At 47.8% G+C, this 16,829-nt stretch carries 17 protein-coding genes; 10 read left to right on the top strand and 7 right to left on the bottom strand.

The features are described from left to right. The first annotated feature begins 129 nt into the window (after nucleotides 1-129). Both pepB and AC5YB3_RS15780 read left to right on the top strand, forming a co-directional pair. Complete coding sequence (pepB, locus tag AC5YB3_RS15775) at nucleotides 130-1,422, top strand: aminopeptidase PepB (RefSeq protein ID WP_494525681.1); 1,293 nt, start codon at nucleotides 130-132, stop codon at nucleotides 1,420-1,422. 189 nt (nucleotides 1,423-1,611) lie between these two features. Beyond that, complete coding sequence (locus AC5YB3_RS15780) at nucleotides 1,612-2,121, top strand: GNAT family N-acetyltransferase (RefSeq protein WP_494525682.1); 510 nt, start codon at nucleotides 1,612-1,614, stop codon at nucleotides 2,119-2,121. Between the two features lie 539 nt (nucleotides 2,122-2,660). Here AC5YB3_RS15780 and AC5YB3_RS15785 read toward each other — a convergent pair. The 3 genes from AC5YB3_RS15785 to AC5YB3_RS15795 all read right to left on the bottom strand — a co-directional run bounded on the left by AC5YB3_RS15785 (nucleotide 2,661) and on the right by AC5YB3_RS15795 (nucleotide 4,911). Beyond that, nucleotides 2,661-3,548 (bottom strand): phosphoribulokinase, encoded by an 888-nt coding sequence (locus AC5YB3_RS15785; protein ID WP_006082963.1) that lies wholly within the window; start codon nucleotides 3,546-3,548, stop codon nucleotides 2,661-2,663. Between the two features lie 90 nt (nucleotides 3,549-3,638). Continuing rightward, nucleotides 3,639-3,884 (bottom strand): YheU family protein, encoded by a 246-nt coding sequence (locus tag AC5YB3_RS15790; RefSeq protein ID WP_006085983.1) that lies wholly within the window; start codon nucleotides 3,882-3,884, stop codon nucleotides 3,639-3,641. Further along, nucleotides 3,868-4,911 (bottom strand): hydrolase, encoded by a 1,044-nt coding sequence (locus tag AC5YB3_RS15795; protein ID WP_494525683.1) that lies wholly within the window; start codon nucleotides 4,909-4,911, stop codon nucleotides 3,868-3,870. The genes AC5YB3_RS15790 and AC5YB3_RS15795 overlap by 17 nt, the downstream gene beginning before the upstream one ends. A gap of 188 nt (nucleotides 4,912-5,099) precedes the next feature. Between AC5YB3_RS15795 and AC5YB3_RS15800 the strand changes: the two genes are divergently transcribed. Beyond that, complete coding sequence (locus AC5YB3_RS15800; RefSeq protein WP_006082960.1) at nucleotides 5,100-5,606, top strand: hypothetical protein; 507 nt, start codon at nucleotides 5,100-5,102, stop codon at nucleotides 5,604-5,606. 69 nt (nucleotides 5,607-5,675) lie between these two features. Then, nucleotides 5,676-7,271, top strand: a complete 1,596-nt coding sequence (locus tag AC5YB3_RS15805; RefSeq protein ID WP_311900746.1) for a GMC family oxidoreductase N-terminal domain-containing protein — start codon at nucleotides 5,676-5,678, stop codon at nucleotides 7,269-7,271. Nucleotides 7,272-7,409: 138 nt separating this feature from the next. Here AC5YB3_RS15805 and AC5YB3_RS15810 read toward each other — a convergent pair whose 3' ends face one another. Continuing rightward, nucleotides 7,410-8,066: a cupin domain-containing protein gene (locus AC5YB3_RS15810; RefSeq protein ID WP_494525684.1), complete on the bottom strand. Its 657-nt coding sequence runs from the start codon at nucleotides 8,064-8,066 to the stop codon at nucleotides 7,410-7,412. A 137-nt stretch (nucleotides 8,067-8,203) separates the two neighbouring features. After that, nucleotides 8,204-8,986, bottom strand: coding sequence for an SDR family NAD(P)-dependent oxidoreductase (locus tag AC5YB3_RS15815; RefSeq protein WP_071940082.1), 783 nt, complete (start codon nucleotides 8,984-8,986; stop codon nucleotides 8,204-8,206). A gap of 102 nt (nucleotides 8,987-9,088) precedes the next feature. Between AC5YB3_RS15815 and AC5YB3_RS15820 the strand changes: the two genes are divergently transcribed. Both AC5YB3_RS15820 and AC5YB3_RS15825 read left to right on the top strand, forming a co-directional pair. Then, entirely contained in the window at nucleotides 9,089-9,424 is a 336-nt protein-coding gene (locus AC5YB3_RS15820) for a winged helix-turn-helix transcriptional regulator (protein ID WP_006082956.1), read from the top strand. 128 nt (nucleotides 9,425-9,552) lie between these two features. Further along, a complete protein-coding gene (locus AC5YB3_RS15825; RefSeq protein ID WP_071940083.1) occupies nucleotides 9,553-9,963 on the top strand; it encodes a GFA family protein in 411 nt (136 codons plus the stop codon). Between the two features lie 84 nt (nucleotides 9,964-10,047). Here AC5YB3_RS15825 and AC5YB3_RS15830 read toward each other — a convergent pair whose 3' ends face one another. Then, on the bottom strand, nucleotides 10,048-10,509 hold the full coding sequence (locus AC5YB3_RS15830) for a TIGR02444 family protein (RefSeq protein ID WP_494525685.1): 462 nt from the start codon (nucleotides 10,507-10,509) through the stop codon (nucleotides 10,048-10,050). A 54-nt stretch (nucleotides 10,510-10,563) separates the two neighbouring features. Beyond that, nucleotides 10,564-12,477, bottom strand: a complete 1,914-nt coding sequence (locus tag AC5YB3_RS15835; protein ID WP_494525686.1) for an ABC transporter ATP-binding protein — start codon at nucleotides 12,475-12,477, stop codon at nucleotides 10,564-10,566. Nucleotides 12,478-12,730: 253 nt separating this feature from the next. On the opposite strand from AC5YB3_RS15835, the gene AC5YB3_RS15840 reads away from it, so the two are divergent. The 4 genes from AC5YB3_RS15840 to AC5YB3_RS15855 all read left to right on the top strand — a co-directional run bounded on the left by AC5YB3_RS15840 (nucleotide 12,731) and on the right by AC5YB3_RS15855 (nucleotide 16,392). Beyond that, nucleotides 12,731-12,934, top strand: coding sequence for a YheV family putative zinc ribbon protein (locus tag AC5YB3_RS15840; RefSeq protein ID WP_012088350.1), 204 nt, complete (start codon nucleotides 12,731-12,733; stop codon nucleotides 12,932-12,934). 853 nt (nucleotides 12,935-13,787) lie between these two features. Beyond that, entirely contained in the window at nucleotides 13,788-14,651 is an 864-nt protein-coding gene (locus tag AC5YB3_RS15845) for a hypothetical protein (RefSeq protein WP_259213610.1), read from the top strand. Between the two features lie 125 nt (nucleotides 14,652-14,776). Next, nucleotides 14,777-15,538, top strand: coding sequence for an SDR family oxidoreductase (locus AC5YB3_RS15850; RefSeq protein ID WP_494525687.1), 762 nt, complete (start codon nucleotides 14,777-14,779; stop codon nucleotides 15,536-15,538). A gap of 11 nt (nucleotides 15,539-15,549) precedes the next feature. After that, a complete protein-coding gene (locus AC5YB3_RS15855; RefSeq protein WP_494525688.1) occupies nucleotides 15,550-16,392 on the top strand; it encodes a bifunctional transcriptional activator/DNA repair enzyme AdaA in 843 nt (280 codons plus the stop codon). The last annotated feature ends 437 nt before the right edge of the window (nucleotides 16,393-16,829 follow it).

Consider the following 16,829-nt stretch of genomic DNA (forward strand, 5'->3'; position numbering starts at 1 on the left):
ATGTTTACAGATTTTACCTGAGTAACTTCAGCCAATCGCTTTGCGTCATCGCCTGCTAGCAGTAAACTGCCGCCATAAAGTTTGTTCTGATTGATTGTTCTAAAACGAATCGAAAAATAAGGATCCCTAATGAGTGAACTAAAAGTAACTGAATTAATGAAAGTGCAATTAACCAAAGAAGCGCCGGCCGCCCACTGGGGCAAAGCCGATGTGACTTATACTACCGACGGTGCGCAAATTCATTTAGCGGGTGGCGATGAGCTGCGTCAAATTCAAATGGCGGCCCGTAAACTGCGCAGCCAAGGTATTAGCAGTGTGGTGTTAGCTGGGCAGCTTTGGGATCTCAATAGTCAGTGGGTGTTTGCCCAAGGTTTCGCGACGGCAAAACCTGGTTATCAAGTCCACTGGTGTGGTGATGAAGCTGTACAAGCTGAATTGCAACGTCGACTCGATGTGGCAACCTTTGCCCGTCAACTGATCAACGATACGCCTGAAAACCTGTCGCCAGTGAAGCTTGCCCAACAAGCGGCGAAATGGTTAGCTGAAATTGGTGGCGACAAGGTGAGTTATCGGATTATCGAAGGTGAAGCGCTGCTCGAAGAACAGTGGATTGGTATCCATGCAGTCGGTCGCGGCAGTGAGCGTCCACCGGCAATGTTAGCGTTAGACTTCAACCCATTAGCTGTTGATGCATCCGTGTCTGTGGCGCTTGTGGGTAAAGGAATTACTTTTGATTCTGGCGGTTACAGCATCAAAGCCTCTGAAGGCATGTTAGGCATGAAATGCGACATGGGCGGCGCGGCGACTGTGACTGCAGCGCTCGGTTTAGCAATTAAATCTGGCCTAAACAAACGGGTTAAACTCTTCTTATGTTGTGCTGAAAACTTGATCAGCGGCCGTGCTTATAAGTTAGGCGATATCCTGACCTACAAAAATGGCGTGACAGTTGAAGTGGTGAACACAGATGCGGAAGGGCGCTTAGTGTTGGCCGATGGTCTGCAAGCCGCTTCTGCGACAGGCGCTCCTTTTATTATCGATGCAGCGACCCTTACAGGCGCCGCTGTGATGGCAGTGGGTTCTAACTACAACGCGATTTTCTCGCCACAGACTGATGTGTTGCAACTGGCCCAGCAAAAAGCCACGAGTGTTGCCGAGCGTGTATGGCCGCTGCCGCTGGATCCTTGGCACAAAGAAATGTGTCCATCAGCCTATGCTGACACAGCCAACAGCCGCGCAATGAAAGGTGGCGGTGCAGGTGGTGCTTCTAATGCGGCTGGTTTCCTATGGCGCTTTGTTTCACCAGAAGCTAAATGGTTGCACGTTGATTTAGCGGGCGCCTTTGAAGATTCAGCTTCTGCTATGTGGGGCGCGGGTGCAACGACCCACGGCGTATTGACCATTAGTGAATTGATCAAAGGCTAAGCCTAGATTTAAGTCTAGCGCTAAGACTCAGTTAGATAAGTCAGCGCAGATCCATTAAGGTTCTGCTGACTGGATTAAAACCGCCTACTGGCGGTTTTTTATTGGGTGAAATACTAGGCCGATAGTTTACTTGGCGTTTCAGCGGCTTCATGGCATGTTATGGCTGAGCGTTTTTAATCGGGAAACATGATGATAACTATACGAAAAGCAACAAAAGCAGATGCTCAGGCCTGTTGGGATATCCGCAATGCGGCTATCAATAAAGGCTGCGCCGGATTTTATGATGCGTGCGATCTGATTATTTGGACCGAAGGCGAACTGACCGAGCAATTTAGTCGTATCGTCGATGCGCATTTTTATGTGGCAGAACAATCCAATGACGAGCCGCCGCTTAAGAGAGTGGTCGGTATGGTCATGTTGGATGAACCCTACGCCCAGTTAGAGGCGCTGTTTGTCTCCCCCGATGTCATGGGGCTTGGGGTCGGTAAAGTGCTACTGCAATTTATTGAAACCATGGCTTTTAATCAAGGTATTGCCCAGTTGAGGTTGGAATCGACTTTGAATGCGGTGGATTTTTATCGCCACTGTGGTTTTGGTGGTGAAGGTTTAGAAGAGGAATCCATCTACTGCTCGCCCAGAGGCATAGCCTTAGAGTGCATGGTGATGTACAAGAATCTCGTGCGTAGAAAATCAGTTTAAAATACAGGCTGGATCAAGCACAGGTATGGAGTTAACTGTTTATTAAGGGGTTGCTGACATACTCAAGGAAATCAACAGATCAAGCATGAATGCGGAATTAACTTATATAAAGTGATATTAAAAAGGTTGCTGACATACCCGAGGGAATCAACAGATCAAGCACGGATGTGGAATTAACTCTAAAGATTTAACGTTACGTTAAAAGGTTGCTGACATACTCAAGGGAATCAACAGATCAAGTATGGATGTGGAATTAACTCTGAAGACTTAAAGGTTGCTGACATACTCAAGGAAATCAACAGATCAAGCATGGATGTGGAATTAACTCTGAAGACTTAGAGGTTGCTGACATACTCAAGGAAATCAACAGATCAAGATGGGGGAATTAACTCCCAAGAGTATGCCAACTATCGTTCTTTCGCCTGAAATCCCGATGCCGATAAGATTAGCGCTAATGGCTTAAATCAAACTTAATCTATTGCAAAAAAAGACTTTATTTCCTTAGCCTTTAGTCAAACCCGCTCTCAATCCGCTAGGGTTTAGTTCGCTTCTGGAGTATTGAGTTGCTGGCGTTTTTCCATCAAATCTTTAATCAAAGGCGTGAGGATAAGCTCCATGGCCAGCGACATTTTACCGCCGGGCACTACTAAGGTGTTGACCCGTGACATAAATGATCCTTGGATCATATTGAGGTAATAGGGGAAATCGACATTATTGATGCCGCGAAAGCGGATCACCACAAAGCTCTCGTCTAAGCTCGGAATATCTTTGGCGCTAAAGGGGTTAGAAGTATCGACCGTTGGCACCCGCTGAAAGTTAATGTGAGTACGGGAGAACTGCGGCGTCATGTGCTTAATATAGTCATCCATACTGCGCACAATCGACCCCATGACTTTTTCACGGCTGTGGCCGCGCTCCGAAGTGTCACGGATAATTTTTTGGATCCACTCTAAGTTGACTATGGGCACCATGCCGATCAATAGATCGACATGCTGGGCGACATTGGCGTCACCGGTAACCACGCCGCCATGTAGGCCTTCGTAGTAGAGCATGTCGGTATTTTCTGGCAAGGGTCGCCATTGGGTAAAAGTGCCGGGCATTTGGTTAAAAGGCACGGCCTCATCGAAGGTATGTAAATAGCTGCGGGTTTCACCTTGGCCTGTGGCGCTGTAATCGCGAAAGCATTGTTCCAAGCGGGCAAAGTTATTGGCCTCTGGGCCAAAATAGCTGAGGTTGCGGTTTTCAGCTTGGGATTTACGGATCATCACTTCCATTTCAGCGCGGGTAAAATGATGAAAGCTGTCGCCTTCGACAAAGGCGGCGTTAATCCCTAGTTGGCGAAAAATATGGCTAAAGGCGGTGGTCGTCGTAGTGGTTCCCGCGCCTGATGAGCCTGTAACTGCAATAATGGGATGTTTTGCTGACATTTTTTCTACCTAGCTAGGAACCTAAAGAGCCGCTTATGGGGAAGCGATAAAAACGCGAGTACTATTTATACGGTACAGAGGTAGGACTGGTCAATCTTGCTGCTGTGCTATTTGATCCGCTGAGCGTATCGCGAAGGACTCATCGTCTTCACTGTACTCTAATTTCAGCTTACCTTGTTTAAGTGCTTGTTGACATTGGACTATCGCCTGCGCCAGTTCCTGCTCATCGAGACTGGCAAAGCTGCCATCCTCCACTTGACCGAAAAGATATTCGCGGATCAGATTGGCGAGCGTTTCCTTCGGGAGTTGTAACAGGGTTTCATAGGGAATGAGCATCGGTGCTTCCTTGGAGAATATTGTCGCCGTTGATGGGGTCTACGCTAAGCGGGTCAACACTTTGATCGCCGAGTAAAAAGTGTAAAATCCGTCGCTCAAGATAGAAGCGCGGTTTCCAAGGTGTACCGCCTTCGATAAAGCCAACATGACCGCCATAGGGATGCAGTTCGTATTCTACATAACCCGATAATTGGTTTGGCTGGGGGATCACTTCATCGGTCATAAAGGGATCGTCCTTGGCATGGATTATAAGCGTCGGTTTAGTAATGCGGCTGACAAAGGGTAAACCACTGGCCCGCGTATAGTAATCGTCGACGCCGTCAAAGCCGTGCAATGGCGCTGTGACTTTATCATCAAAATCATAGAAGGTATTTAAACGGTCGACCTGCAACTGGCTCAACGGCATAGAGATGGCTAAGTCGGGATCGTTCAGCTTATGGCTGATTTTTTGCTGCAACTGTTTGATTAAATAGCTTTGATATACCTTTGAAAAACCATTTTCTAAACGTTTTGCGCAGGCGGACAATTGCAGCGGCGCCGAGACAACCACAGCGCGAGCTAATAAACTGTCATCCTGATATTCGCCCTGATACTTAGTCAGTACATTGCCGCCTAAGCTGTAACCTACGGCGAATAAGGGCGATTGCGGATACGCGCTTTTCAGTGTCGATAGACTAAACTGTAAATCGTCCGTGTCACCACTGTGATAACTGCGCGCAAGGCGATTGGCCTCACCCGAGCAACTTCTGTGATGGTGCACGACGGCTGCGATTTGCTGTGCTTTACAGGCTTGCAGTATCCGCCGCGCATAATGGGACTGAGCACTTCCTTCTAAGCCGTGGATGATCACCACGATAGGTTTGCCAGACTGCGGAAAATCCTGCCAATCTAAATCGACAAAATCGCCATCGGGCAACTCTAAGCGCTGCCGCTGTAATGCTGGTTTGGCCACTTTAGTGAATACGGGTAAAATCGTTTGTACATGGGGACTCTTGGCCCACCAAGGCGGCATAAAGGAATTTGGCATGGGTGTTTATCTTGGTATCGGCTATTGCTGAAAATTAAAACGTGTGTTTAATTTATATCCAAGCGACTTCAAAATGCTGAAATTCTTATTTTGAGGTCGCTTGGATATAAACGCGTGGGCAGTGTAGCACAATTGTTTTTTATGCTGATATTTAGGCCGACATTTAGATTGATATTTAGGAGATAGAGATGAAGCGACGAACCTTTTTGATGGGCGCGTTTGCCGGTACGGCGGCGTTAGCCTTAGGGGTCAATCTCTATTCTCCTGAGTTTAGTTTGCCCGAGGACAGCGAAGGCAAAGATTATCGTTTGCTGTTTAGCGTGCTTTTACCTGTGATGCTCGACGGTGCTTTGCCCGATGTGGCAACCCATAAGCTTGCGGCGCAAAATCGCACTCTAGATGCCATCAAACAGTCAATTTCTGTGTTACCCGAGGAACAGCAAACCGAGTTATTTGAACTGCTCGATATGCTCGAAAATCGCCTCGGCTTACTCGTACTGACCTCAAGCATGACACCGTTATTGATGCGCTCTCCCGCCGAGTTAACTGAAATGCTAGAAACCTGGCGCCACAGTTATTTTGCGCTGTTACAAACCGCTTATCTCGGGTTGCGGGAATTAGTGATGGCCAGTTACTACGCTTGCCCTGAACACTGGAGCCGCCTGCATTATGCCAAACCTGAACTGTTCAAATAGCTCGCTCGTTTGTAACCGAATCAAACACCCAATAATAAGCATCTTACCCGCGACAGTGGAGCACTCAAGTTGGCAGTCATAGATCCCATAGTGAATGGTTTAAACTCAGGTTGGTTACATACCGATGCGAGCCAATTGCAAGAAAACCAACAGTTTGAAGCCGATGTTATTATTGTCGGCACAGGTGCTGGCGGCGGTGTGGCGGCCGAAATCCTCACCCAAGCTGGGCTAAGCGTGATCATGATTGAGGCGGGGCCGCTAAAATCCTCCAGCGATTTTAATATGGAAGAGCGGGTCGCTTATCCCAACTTGTATCAACAAGCCGCGGCGATGAAAACCGCCGACAAGGCGATTGGGATTTTTCAAGGCCGCGCAGTCGGTGGCTCAACCACAGTTAACTGGACCACTTCTATTCGCACGCCGACCGAGGCGTTAGCTTTTTGGGCGCAACATAAGTCGGTTGCAGGGCTTAATCGCGAGAGCTTAGACCCTTGGTTTGAGCAAATGGAGCAGCGGCTCAATATCCATGAATGGAACTATGAGCCTAATCGCAATAATGCCGCCCTGAAGCAAGGTTGTATCAATCTTGGCTGGGAATACACAGTCATTAAACGCAATGTGGCGGGTTGCTGGAATACCGGCTATTGCGGCATGGGTTGTCCGGTTAATGCGAAGCAATCTATGTTAGTCACCACTATTCCCTCGGCACTTGAGAAAGGCGCGCAGCTGATCAGCCGCGCTAAAGTGACTAAGATTGAGCACCATAACGGTCAAGTGTTTGCGTTAAAGGCGCAGGCGTTGGATGTGAATTTACGACCCACTAACGTTGAGCTGTTATTTAAGGCTAAACATTATATTTTGAGTGCGGGCGCTATCCATACGCCGACGATTTTGATGCGCTCGCAGGTGCCCGATCCCCACAAACTTTTGGGTAAACGCACTTTTTTACATCCGACTTTGTTATCCGGCGGCGTGTTTGCCGATTCGATCAATGGCCATAGTGGCGCGCCGCAATCTATCTATTCCGATGAGTTTGTGTGGAAGAATGACGCCGATGGGGAGCTCGGCTATAAACTCGAAGTGCCGCCAGTGCACCCGATTTTAATCGCCTCTAAAACTTTAGGTTATGGCGCGAGTCATGCCGAGTTAATGGCGCAGTTCAATCAGTTGCAAGTGACGATTGCCTTAATCCGCGATGGTTATCATCCTGACAGTCAGGGCGGTGAAGTGCACTTAACCCCTAAGGGATTTACCCTAGATTATCCGTTGACCGATGCCTTTTGGCGGGCCGCAAGACGCGCTTTTGCCAGTATGGCGGAGTTACAATTCTCGGCGGGCGCCTTAAAAGTGTTGCCGATCAGCGATGGTATGCCTTACTTATCTTCGTGGAAAGACGCCAAAGAGAGCATTGCGCAGATGTCACTCGCGCCACTGCGTACTATCGTCGCATCGGCCCATGTGATGGGCGGTTGTCCCTTCGGCGAAGATGAAAAGCTTTCTATGGTCAACAGTTATGGCCAGTCGCACTATTTAGAAAATCTATCTGTAATGGATGGGTCTATCTTCCCCACCAGCCTTGGCGCTAACCCGCAGCTGTCGATTTATGGCATCACAGCACGTAATGCCACCGCACTCGCGCAAAAACTCACCGACGGCAAAGGGTGATATTACCTTCGCCAATGATTCTGATGCAGAAGCTTACTTGCAGATAGCTCAGCTGCAGAAGGCTTAGTTACAAAAACGTATGTAGCAGCAACTTATACTGTAAAAACGTATGTTGCCTAAGACCATGCTCGCTGTGGGTTAGGGCTGAATCGGTAAATGTCCTGTTTTCACTAAGATAATGGTTTCCTCTTCGACAAAAGGAAAATGACCGCTCATGTGCGGACTGCGTATCCAAGTGTGGCGCGGATATTCCCCTTGCTCATCTTGAAACTTGCCCGATAACACCAATATTTCTTCGCCGCCAAAATGCCGATGGGGTTGAAAGGTTTCACCCTTAGGCCATTTCACTAATGCAGTATGTTCATGTTCGAATTCATGTAGCGGCATCACTTGTAAGCCGCCTATGCCTTGTAACCACTCAGTCTTCTGAGTGTTAATCTTGACCACATCTAGATCTCGCGGATTGAATTGATTGAGTTTTACTAAGATAACGCAGCCTTCGTGACTAAACGGCGCGTGTTGGCTCCCTGGCGGATGGCGAAGATAACTGCCCGCGGGGTAATCGCCGTTTTCATCGGAAAATACCCCTTCGAGCACAAAGATTTCCTCACCTAGCGGATGCGGGTGGGTCGCAAACTGCGAACCCGCGTCATATTTCACTATGCTGCTGGTGTGTCCTGACTCTTTAGCCTCTCGCTCGAGTGGTTTGCGCCAAACGCCTTGAGCAGGACTTGGCAACCAGGGTTGCTGCTGCGTATCAATAACGACGCGTTCGCTAAAGTTCATATTGAGCATAGTGTTAGACCTTATTTAACCTTAACTTAGAATAGTGATTGTTTACTGTGTTCGTTGCGTCTTGCTGCGCTAACAGTGTGCTAATTGAGTAAGCATACCGTTAGCTACGCACTAGCATACTCGCTGTGTCTGCAATATTAGTTGCGTCCAGCCATCACGCCGCCATCAACATCCCAAATCGCGCCGGTAACCCAGCTAGTGTCATCGGATAGAAGAAAACAAATGCTGTTTGCTACATCGGCTGGCGTGCCGACTCGACCAATCGGGTGAAAAGCGTTGAAGCTTTCAATCACTTGGTCTAGCTCTGCCTCTGGGATAAAAGCGTTATAGATGGGCGTATTCACCACGGCAGGTGAAACCGCGTTGACGCGAATATGCTTGTCTGCCAGTTCCATCGCTAAGTGCTGGGTTAATGCGTGTAATCCGGCTTTGGCCATGGAATACGCCGACGACGGCGTGGCTTTAACCGCTTGTTTTGCCCACATAGAACCTATGTTCACTATACTACCACCGCCCGCATCGATCATCTTGTGGGTTACGGCTTGGGTGATTTTGAATAGGGCTTTATTTAACGCCATATAGAGATCGTAATCAGCCTCTGAGTGGTCGATAAAGGATTTGGGATTGAAATACCCCGCCGCATTGACTAGGTAGCCAACCTTTTGCTCAAGCTGGGTGATGTGCGCAATCAGCCGATTAACATCCGCAGCTTGGTAAAGGTTGGCTTGAAAACCGTCGACGCGTAACTCGGCTGCTGGATGGGCATGTTTGATCGCAGCAACGGCTGCGGTGAGTTTATCTTGCTGATTACCGACGATGAGCACTGATACGCCTTGTTCGGCCAGTTGTTTGGCCGTTTCGAAACCTATGCCGCTGCTACCACCGACAATAATGGCGAGATTTGAGGTATTAAATTGCATTTTCTACTCCTAAGTATTATCAAGGTGGTAATCTTAAGAACTCAATAACTGTTTGAACAGTAAGTACAAATAGGTAAGGCAGGTACTTTTTGGTACATCTTTATGAATAACAATGAAAAAATTATTTCACGCAAATCGCCCCCTGAGCGTTCTGCCCGTATGGTCGAGACGATTTATGGCTGTAAATGGTCATTAACGGTTTATCAGCTGTTGGCCAGTGGGGTACAAAGACCGGGGGAAATGGTGCGCTCCGTTGAGGGGCTCTCAACTAAGGTATTGAATCAATGTTTAAAAAAGAACATAGAATTTGGCATCTTAGATAAGGTCATTTATAACGAGCTGCCGCCGCGTGTCGAGTATCAAGTGACTGAGTTTGGCCAAAAATTTCTGCATATTTTGGATGAGCTGGAAAAGTTACAGCAAGAAATCGATGCTTAATTAACTTTCCTTTGTAGCGGTTCAATGTCGGTAAAGTAAATCGCAGCGGTTTATTTTATCGAGATGAAGCGCTACTTGATGGAACACTACTCGATAAAGTCTGCGGCTGGTCGGAAATGGGAGTGTGTATGCCTAAAAATACATTACGGGAAGGTGGCTGCTTATGCGGCGCGATTCGTTATCAGATTGAAGGTGAACCCTTCGATGCGGATTATTGCCACTGCCGTTCGTGCCAAAAGAGTACGGGCTCTGCATTTGGGGCTTGGATGGATTTTAAAACAGGCCAAGTTAGATGGTTGAAAGGTCAGGTAACTGAGTTCGCATCGTCCGAGCTTATCCGCCGTGGATTTTGTGACCAATGTGGTACATCGTTAACCTACCGACATATTCAATATCCCGATTACTCGACCTTGAGCATAGCGAGTCTGGACGACGCTAACCAAGTTCAGCCTAAGTACCATATTTACACTGAGAGTCAGCTGAATTGGTTGGTGATCAAGGATGACTGTGAACGCTATCCGCAAGGCCGCAGCTGTTAGCGGTTCAGATGATCATAGTGTTAATTTGATTGAGCTCGATCTAACTTAGCTGTGCTTGATTTAACGTGATTTGTTTGGATTAGATCAGGGCGCGATGAGGCCGATTTCGTTGGCGTCCATGTCACTGAGTCCAAACAAGCTTAAGTAGCTCACCAGATTCGTTGATTGGCCGCTTGGGCTGAGTTCATTGAGTTTATTCAAGATGGTTCGCTGCGCTTTACGTTCCATCATTAGCTCAACGGCGAGCATCTGCTGATACTCTTGCTCATTCAGGCTGGACTTAGCGAGTTTACGTAATTTGCGGTAGGGCATGAGGAATCTTTCATCCCATTCACCTACAGCATTCATCAGCGTCTGCCATTGGTCTGTGTTGTATTGCTGCGGCCCAGACACATCCATAGTGATATCTAAATATTGTGCCAGTAGCAGTAGATTGACGTTCACCTGACAGCTATTTTGCAATTTGAGGCAGAGCGCTTTGTTTTGCGCATAGCTCATATCACACCATTGCCAGAGTTGACTGTCGAACTGGGTTAAAACCGCCATACTATTTCCTTGTATTGCCGCTGCTACTGACTTTTATGTAAAAGAACGCTGGAGTTATTGTTGCTCCATGACCTCAAGTTCCATTGCATCTATTTCTTCTTGCAACTCGAGCCATTGCATTTCACTGTCTTCTAAGGTTTGCGTCAAGCTCGTTCGCTCAGTTAATACCGAGGTTAGCTTGGCTTTGTTATCTTGATCATACAATTCGCTATCGGCCAGCAAGTGTTCTAGCTCGGCGAGGCGTTCGCTCAGCTTTTGCTGTTCGGTTTCTAACTTAGTTTGTTTGCGCTTGAGCGGCGATACCTTTTGGCGGATTTCGGCCTCGAGGCGTTTTTGCTGCTTTTTATCGGCGGCAGGTTTGAGCTCGTCGCTGGTGCTGTTTTGATTCGAGTTGGCTTTCGCCGCATCGAGCAACCATTGGTGATAATCGTCTAAGTCACCGTCGAAGGCGCGCACTTCACCTTGATCGACCAGGTAGTAATCACTACAGGTTAAACGCAGTAAATGCCTATCATGCGAGACGACAACCATAGCACCTTCAAAGGTTTGCAATGCCATCGTTAGAGCATGGCGCATCTCTAAGTCTAAATGGTTGGTGGGTTCATCGAGCAGCAATAGGTTAGGGCGTTGCCAAACTAATAGCGCCAACACTAAACGGGCTTTCTCGCCGCCAGAAAAGGGCCGCACAGGTGAGAGCGCCATATCGCCGTTAAAACCAAAACCGCCTAAGAAGTTGCGTAGTTCTTGCTCTCTGGCATTGGGCGCCAGACGCACTAAATGCTGCATCGGCGTATCGTCGAGGCGCAAAAATTCGATTTGATGCTGGGCAAAGTAACCGATATTGACGCCAGGATTAGGTTCATACAAACCTGTCATTGGCGATAACTGACCCGATAAAAGCTTGATTAATGTCGATTTACCTGCGCCGTTACGGCCAAGCAAACCAATACGCGCACCCGGTACTAAGTTTAAATGCACCTTGCTCAGGATTGGCTTATCGCTATAACCGATCGCGACTTGCTCCATCTTAATCAGTGGATTGGGCAGGGCTTCTGGGGCGCGAAACTCCATATAAAATGGGCTGTCGGCTTGAGACGGCAACAACTCAGTCATGCGCTCTAACGCCTTTAAGCGGCTCTGGGCTTGTTTGGCTTTACTTGCTTTGTAACGGAAACGGTCAACGAAGGACTGCATGTGCGCACGTTCTTTTTGTTGGCGTTCGAAGGCAACCTGTTGCTGCGACATACGTTCGGCACGAATGCGCTCAAAGGCACTGTAATTGCCTTTGTAGAAATTGAGTTTTTGATTTTCAACGTGGACGATTTCATCAACGATTTCATCGATAAAGTCCCTATCATGGCTGATTAAAATCAGCGTGCCTTGATAGGACTTAATCCAACCTTCGAGCCAGTACATGGTATCTAAGTCTAAGTGGTTGGTGGGTTCGTCGAGGAGCAATAAGTCAGAGCGGCACAGTAACGCTTGGGCTAAGTTGAGGCGCATACGCCAGCCGCCCGAAAAGCTTTTCACTGGATTGCTTTGATCGGCTTCACTAAAGCCCAGACCCGCTAACAATGAACCCGCGCGCGAATGAATCGCATAACCACCGATAGCGTCGATTTTACCGTGTAAGAGTGCGATGGCATTGCCGTCGTTATCTTCTTGGGCCTTGTGTAATAGGGCTTCTAATTGACGATATTCGCTATCGCCATCGATCACATATTCCAGTGCCGAGACGTCGAGCGCAGGGGTTTCTTGGGCCACAGTGGCAATTTGCCAGCCAGAAGGCAGACTAAATTCACCTTTATCTAGGCTTAAGTGACCTAAAATTAATGCGAGCAGTGAAGATTTGCCTGTGCCGTTAGCACCGACTAAACCGACCTTATGGCCGGGATAAATCGTGAGAGAGGTCTCATCTAGCAGGGTTTTGCTGCCACGGATTAATTGCGCTTGGTTGATGCTGATCATTGACTACAACTTGGTTAGAACGTGAATTCGTCAGGGCACAGATAATAGCGTACAACCCAGTTTCAAACCACAGCCTGACCCGATAACTCGGACAATTATTCGACTTTTCAGGACGATCTTAAGCGAATCGCATCACATCGACCTAAGGCCTCATACTTTCAGGTAACACTAGTATTCAATCATCAGTGTGGCAAAATAGCGGCAATTTCTTCGGCCGAGTCCCTTGGCCCTGCTATCTGGTCCTTTATCTATTATGACAAACACTAAAATCAAAAAGCGTTTCGTAGCCGGTGCTAAGTGCCCAAAATGCAGCGCTAAAGACAGCATTTTACTCTACAAGGAAAACGGCATCGAAACCGTTGAATGTACTGAGTGTGATTACCGTGAACAGCAAACCGATGAAAAGGTCACAGAAAAAGCCACCGGCGCTGTAATCGGCGTGTTTAAACCGGATTAGGTTGAAGATTCAATTCAATTGGATCGCTTTGGCTGAGGACGCCTCTGTCCTATGTCTTATTTTTCCGTTTGTACCTTTGCGAGTAAAGGTGTGCAACTCATTAACCACTCGCATTCCAGTGACACGCCGCCTTTGGTTTCAAAAGAATTATCCCTATAGGCTCGACGGCGGCATCCATGCCGCCAACGGTCACTTCCATGCCAGTGCTTAATTCGATTCATTTCTGAGTACATATGTACTTAAACTTTCTCCTCAAAGGATTGATGTGTGTTAGGCACTTTGTTTTTTACCAATGTCAGTCACCATAAAAAGTCAGCCCTTATATCCATCAGTCATTACGTAAACCGTAGGCAAAATTTGATGGCTCTTTGGTCAAGGAGTAATGCTCGTGCTTTGCCCTAAATGCCTGCAAGATCATTTGCAGCTTATTGGATAGATAAGTGGCAGGGATTTAGTGTTGATAAACAACCAAAGTCAGCCAGTACGCATGTCAGAATAACCACCCCTCAAGACGTAGCGTAATGACCGACAGTGAAAAGCAGCCAGCCTTATGGGGTTAAGCCGATGAGGGGATAGGGTGTGAGTGTCAGCCTAAATCTGGGGCCAAAATGCTGTCAACTAAGGTCAATAATCAGTCGGAAGCGAGCGTAAAAGAATGAGAAAGCTAAAACAATATCAAGTAATTACCCATCAAACTGTATAGAAAACCGCTACCGCAAAAAAGCAAATTCCTATAGCATCATTCATACCGATTTACACGGATATGGCAGCGGCCAAGTCCAACAAGCGATTTATGCCCTGCAAACAGCGCAGCGCATAAATACTAAGACGTTAGGCCCGTTAAGAGTTGAGCATGGACAATATCCACGAATTTCTAGAAAAAATGGAAAAAGCACGAGAAGATAAGCTTGCGGAGCACAAGCAACATCTGTCCTCAGAAGAATACCAGAGTGCCTTAAACCTACTGAATGTAGTTACCTCGGATTTTATAAAGGGCATGAAGGCATGCTCGATGTATTGTAGTCGCGGCGCTGAATTTAGAGATAACTCACTCTCCTTAAGCCACATCGATGACTATTTCATGTCAGCAATCATGATCATGACGATATTAAAGGAAGGGGGTATTAATCCAGCAAAACGAGAAATTCGATACTTGATTGACTCTAGCATGCGCTACCTCTATGTAGACCAACAACTTTGGCGTGGTAGCATTGAAGAAAAGCTGGTGTTCTTTGACAAAAAAGTCGATAAATCAAATATTAAGTACATCAAAGATATCGATCTACACATGATAAAGTCACCAGATTTGAAGTCAGAATTCACTTCTGAATACAAATCAACATATTACAAAGCTTGCGAGTATGTTCACGCATCTACAAAGCAAATAGAAGAGCGTTTTGCCTTGTATGAGCAAGGTATCACTATTGGCCTTGATCGTGCGGAACAGCTTCAAGAAGTCGCAGAGTTATTAAGTGAAGCATATTCATCTCTTCTGGTTTTTACTTTTCATGCCGCTGGCGTAAGTACAGCAGGGGATTTAATGGTTGATACTCTTTCCCCTCATGATAATTGGGTCTACAACGGGAACAAATATCTCGCAGAAATTGATAGGCACTTCGACTACAAACACGAAAGAAAGGAGTTCCTCTCCGAAATAGAGGCGATCCGCATAAATAGAGCATGGCCTAACAAGGCATTGCAGCGGACAAGCCACTGAATGCGGCGTTATAGCGCAATTGAAATACAGCAAGATTCGGGTCGGCAGTAGTCGTTCGGCCTCCTAATATAGCATCTGTTCGGGCATATGCCCTTTTATAGTAAGCAGATCCTAGAGGAATAACGATGACTATACTTGCCAACAAAGTCGCTATTGTTACCGGTGCCAGTACCGGCATTGGCTACGCAGCCGCGAAGCTTTTTGCCAGAGAAGGTGCTGCCGTAGTGGTGGCTGCAAGGCGACAGAGGGAGCTTGATGACCTGGTGGACTTAATCAATACGGAAGGCGGGCAGGCACTGGCACTAGCCGGTGATGTTAGCGAAGAAGCTTTTGCGAAAGCATTGGTAGATAAGGCAGTAAGCCACTTTGGTGGCTTGGATATCGCTTTTAACACTGCCATTCTGGGTGCTATGGGCCCTGTCCCTGAGATGTCGCTCACGAACTGGAATCAAGTTATTGCGACCAACTTAACCAGCGCATTTTTGGGCGCAAAGTACCAGCTGCCCGCCATGGCTGCCCGAAAAGGAGGTTCGTTAATTTTCACCTCTACCTTCGTAGGTTACACCGCAGGTATGCCAGGCATGGCAGCCTACGCAGCCAGTAAGGCGGGACTTATTGGACTGACTCAAGTGCTGGCATCCGAGCACGGGCCCCAGAATATCCGGGTCAATGCCCTTTTGCCCGGTGGTACTGATACGCCGGCAGGACGTGAGTTTGCCAATACGCCAGAAGCATTGGCATTTGTGCATAATCTGCATGCTCTTAAGCGTATGGCGACACCAGATGAAATTGCCCAATCTGCATTGTACCTTGCCTCCGACGCCTCCAGCTTCACCACTGGATCTGCAATGCTGGTCGATGGCGGTGTATCTATAAATCGTGTTTGAGAGGCCGGCCCATGTCAGACTATGACCGAATCGCTAGTGCTATGGCCTATTTGGTTGATCGGGCAATTGATCAGCCCAGCCTTGAAGAGATCGCCGCCCATGTGCATCTGAGTCCGTATCACTTTCAAAGGCTATTTTGTCGTTGGGCAGGTACTACGCCGAAGCGCTTTTTACAGGTCCTGACATTGGAGCGGGGCAAAGGATTGCTTAATAATTCTCGCTCCTTGCTTGATGTCTCACATGAGCTTGGATTAAGCGGCAGTTCAAGGTTGCATGATCACTTTGTGCAGCTGGAAGCAGTCACACCCGGCGAGTATAAAAATCGAGGTAAGGACGTACAGATCGAGTATGGAGTCCATCCGACCCCAATGGGGCCGATGTTTGTGGCCGTAACCCTGCGTGGTGTTTGCCGGGCAGCGTTTATGGACTTCAATAGCATGGAAGAGTTACTGGATGACTTGCATAACGATTGGCCTCTCAGTTCGATCAGAGAAAATTTGGCATCGACGCGACACGCTATTGATGCCTTTTTTAGCAGTGACACTGCTTCCGGGCAAGGTCCGCTGTCGCTCCATGTGACAGGGACAAATTTCCAGATCGCCGTGTGGCGTGCTTTGTTGAAAATACCACCGGGCGCTGTGGCCAGCTATGCCGAAGTCGCCAGATCACTCGGCGCACCCCGATCTGCAAGGGCTGTTGGTAACGCTATTGGAGCAAATCCAGTTGCCTTGCTGATTCCCTGCCACCGGGTTATCCAGCAAAGTGGCGCGCTGGGGGGGTATCGCTGGGGACCAACCAAGAAGCTGATGGTACAAACATGGGAAAAAATGCGTGATGAACCGGCTGCGCTATAACAATGCCATGCAACTAACGCTCGAACCTCGCTCGGCTGATGGCGGGCGTTACCCATAGAAATCTTAATCCGAAACTCACTTACTCGAGCTAAAAATCTAACTCGGAGATGACCAAAAGCGTGCTGCGTAAGGCTTTTAAATCTACAGGTTACGCTAAAGCCAAAACGGTGAGCTAGGGTGATTAGCGAGACGACCGTCCGCCCCATGGCCGCTCTTTGGCGTCCATGCCATCGCGGCATTTGTGAATCCTTTCACATCAGACGGGGCGGTCGAGCATCCAAGAACGGACTGTCTGTGAGTTGACGAGTAAATGCCATGGCAAACCTGTGTGAGTGGATATCAGCAATCTACCGTTCTATTTTTTCGAATGTTTAGGCCGTGATTTCGCGTTATTCTTTTGTAAACTTCCTTGTTATTCTGCCTCCATCAGCAAAGCG

It is taken from the genome of Shewanella sp. 1311 (assembly GCF_059338235.1).

What these genes read in the sequence shown, in the direction of transcription:
- pepB (WP_494525681.1), top strand. Translation starts at nt 130, where the DNA reads ATGAGTGAACTAAAAGTAACTGAATTAATGAAAGTGCAATTAACCAAA.
- AC5YB3_RS15780 (WP_494525682.1), top strand. Translation starts at nt 1,612, where the DNA reads ATGATAACTATACGAAAAGCAACAAAAGCAGATGCTCAGGCCTGTTGG.
- AC5YB3_RS15785 (WP_006082963.1), bottom strand. Translation starts at nt 3,548, where the DNA reads ATGTCAGCAAAACATCCCATTATTGCAGTTACAGGCTCATCAGGCGCG.
- AC5YB3_RS15790 (WP_006085983.1), bottom strand. Translation starts at nt 3,884, where the DNA reads ATGCTCATTCCCTATGAAACCCTGTTACAACTCCCGAAGGAAACGCTC.
- AC5YB3_RS15795 (WP_494525683.1), bottom strand. Translation starts at nt 4,911, where the DNA reads ATGCCAAATTCCTTTATGCCGCCTTGGTGGGCCAAGAGTCCCCATGTA.
- AC5YB3_RS15800 (WP_006082960.1), top strand. Translation starts at nt 5,100, where the DNA reads ATGAAGCGACGAACCTTTTTGATGGGCGCGTTTGCCGGTACGGCGGCG.
- AC5YB3_RS15810 (WP_494525684.1), bottom strand. Translation starts at nt 8,066, where the DNA reads ATGCTCAATATGAACTTTAGCGAACGCGTCGTTATTGATACGCAGCAG.
- AC5YB3_RS15815 (WP_071940082.1), bottom strand. Translation starts at nt 8,986, where the DNA reads ATGCAATTTAATACCTCAAATCTCGCCATTATTGTCGGTGGTAGCAGC.
- AC5YB3_RS15820 (WP_006082956.1), top strand. Translation starts at nt 9,089, where the DNA reads ATGAATAACAATGAAAAAATTATTTCACGCAAATCGCCCCCTGAGCGT.
- AC5YB3_RS15825 (WP_071940083.1), top strand. Translation starts at nt 9,553, where the DNA reads ATGCCTAAAAATACATTACGGGAAGGTGGCTGCTTATGCGGCGCGATT.
- AC5YB3_RS15830 (WP_494525685.1), bottom strand. Translation starts at nt 10,509, where the DNA reads ATGGCGGTTTTAACCCAGTTCGACAGTCAACTCTGGCAATGGTGTGAT.
- AC5YB3_RS15835 (WP_494525686.1), bottom strand. Translation starts at nt 12,477, where the DNA reads ATGATCAGCATCAACCAAGCGCAATTAATCCGTGGCAGCAAAACCCTG.
- AC5YB3_RS15840 (WP_012088350.1), top strand. Translation starts at nt 12,731, where the DNA reads ATGACAAACACTAAAATCAAAAAGCGTTTCGTAGCCGGTGCTAAGTGC.
- AC5YB3_RS15845 (WP_259213610.1), top strand. Translation starts at nt 13,788, where the DNA reads ATGGACAATATCCACGAATTTCTAGAAAAAATGGAAAAAGCACGAGAA.
- AC5YB3_RS15850 (WP_494525687.1), top strand. Translation starts at nt 14,777, where the DNA reads ATGACTATACTTGCCAACAAAGTCGCTATTGTTACCGGTGCCAGTACC.
- AC5YB3_RS15855 (WP_494525688.1), top strand. Translation starts at nt 15,550, where the DNA reads ATGTCAGACTATGACCGAATCGCTAGTGCTATGGCCTATTTGGTTGAT.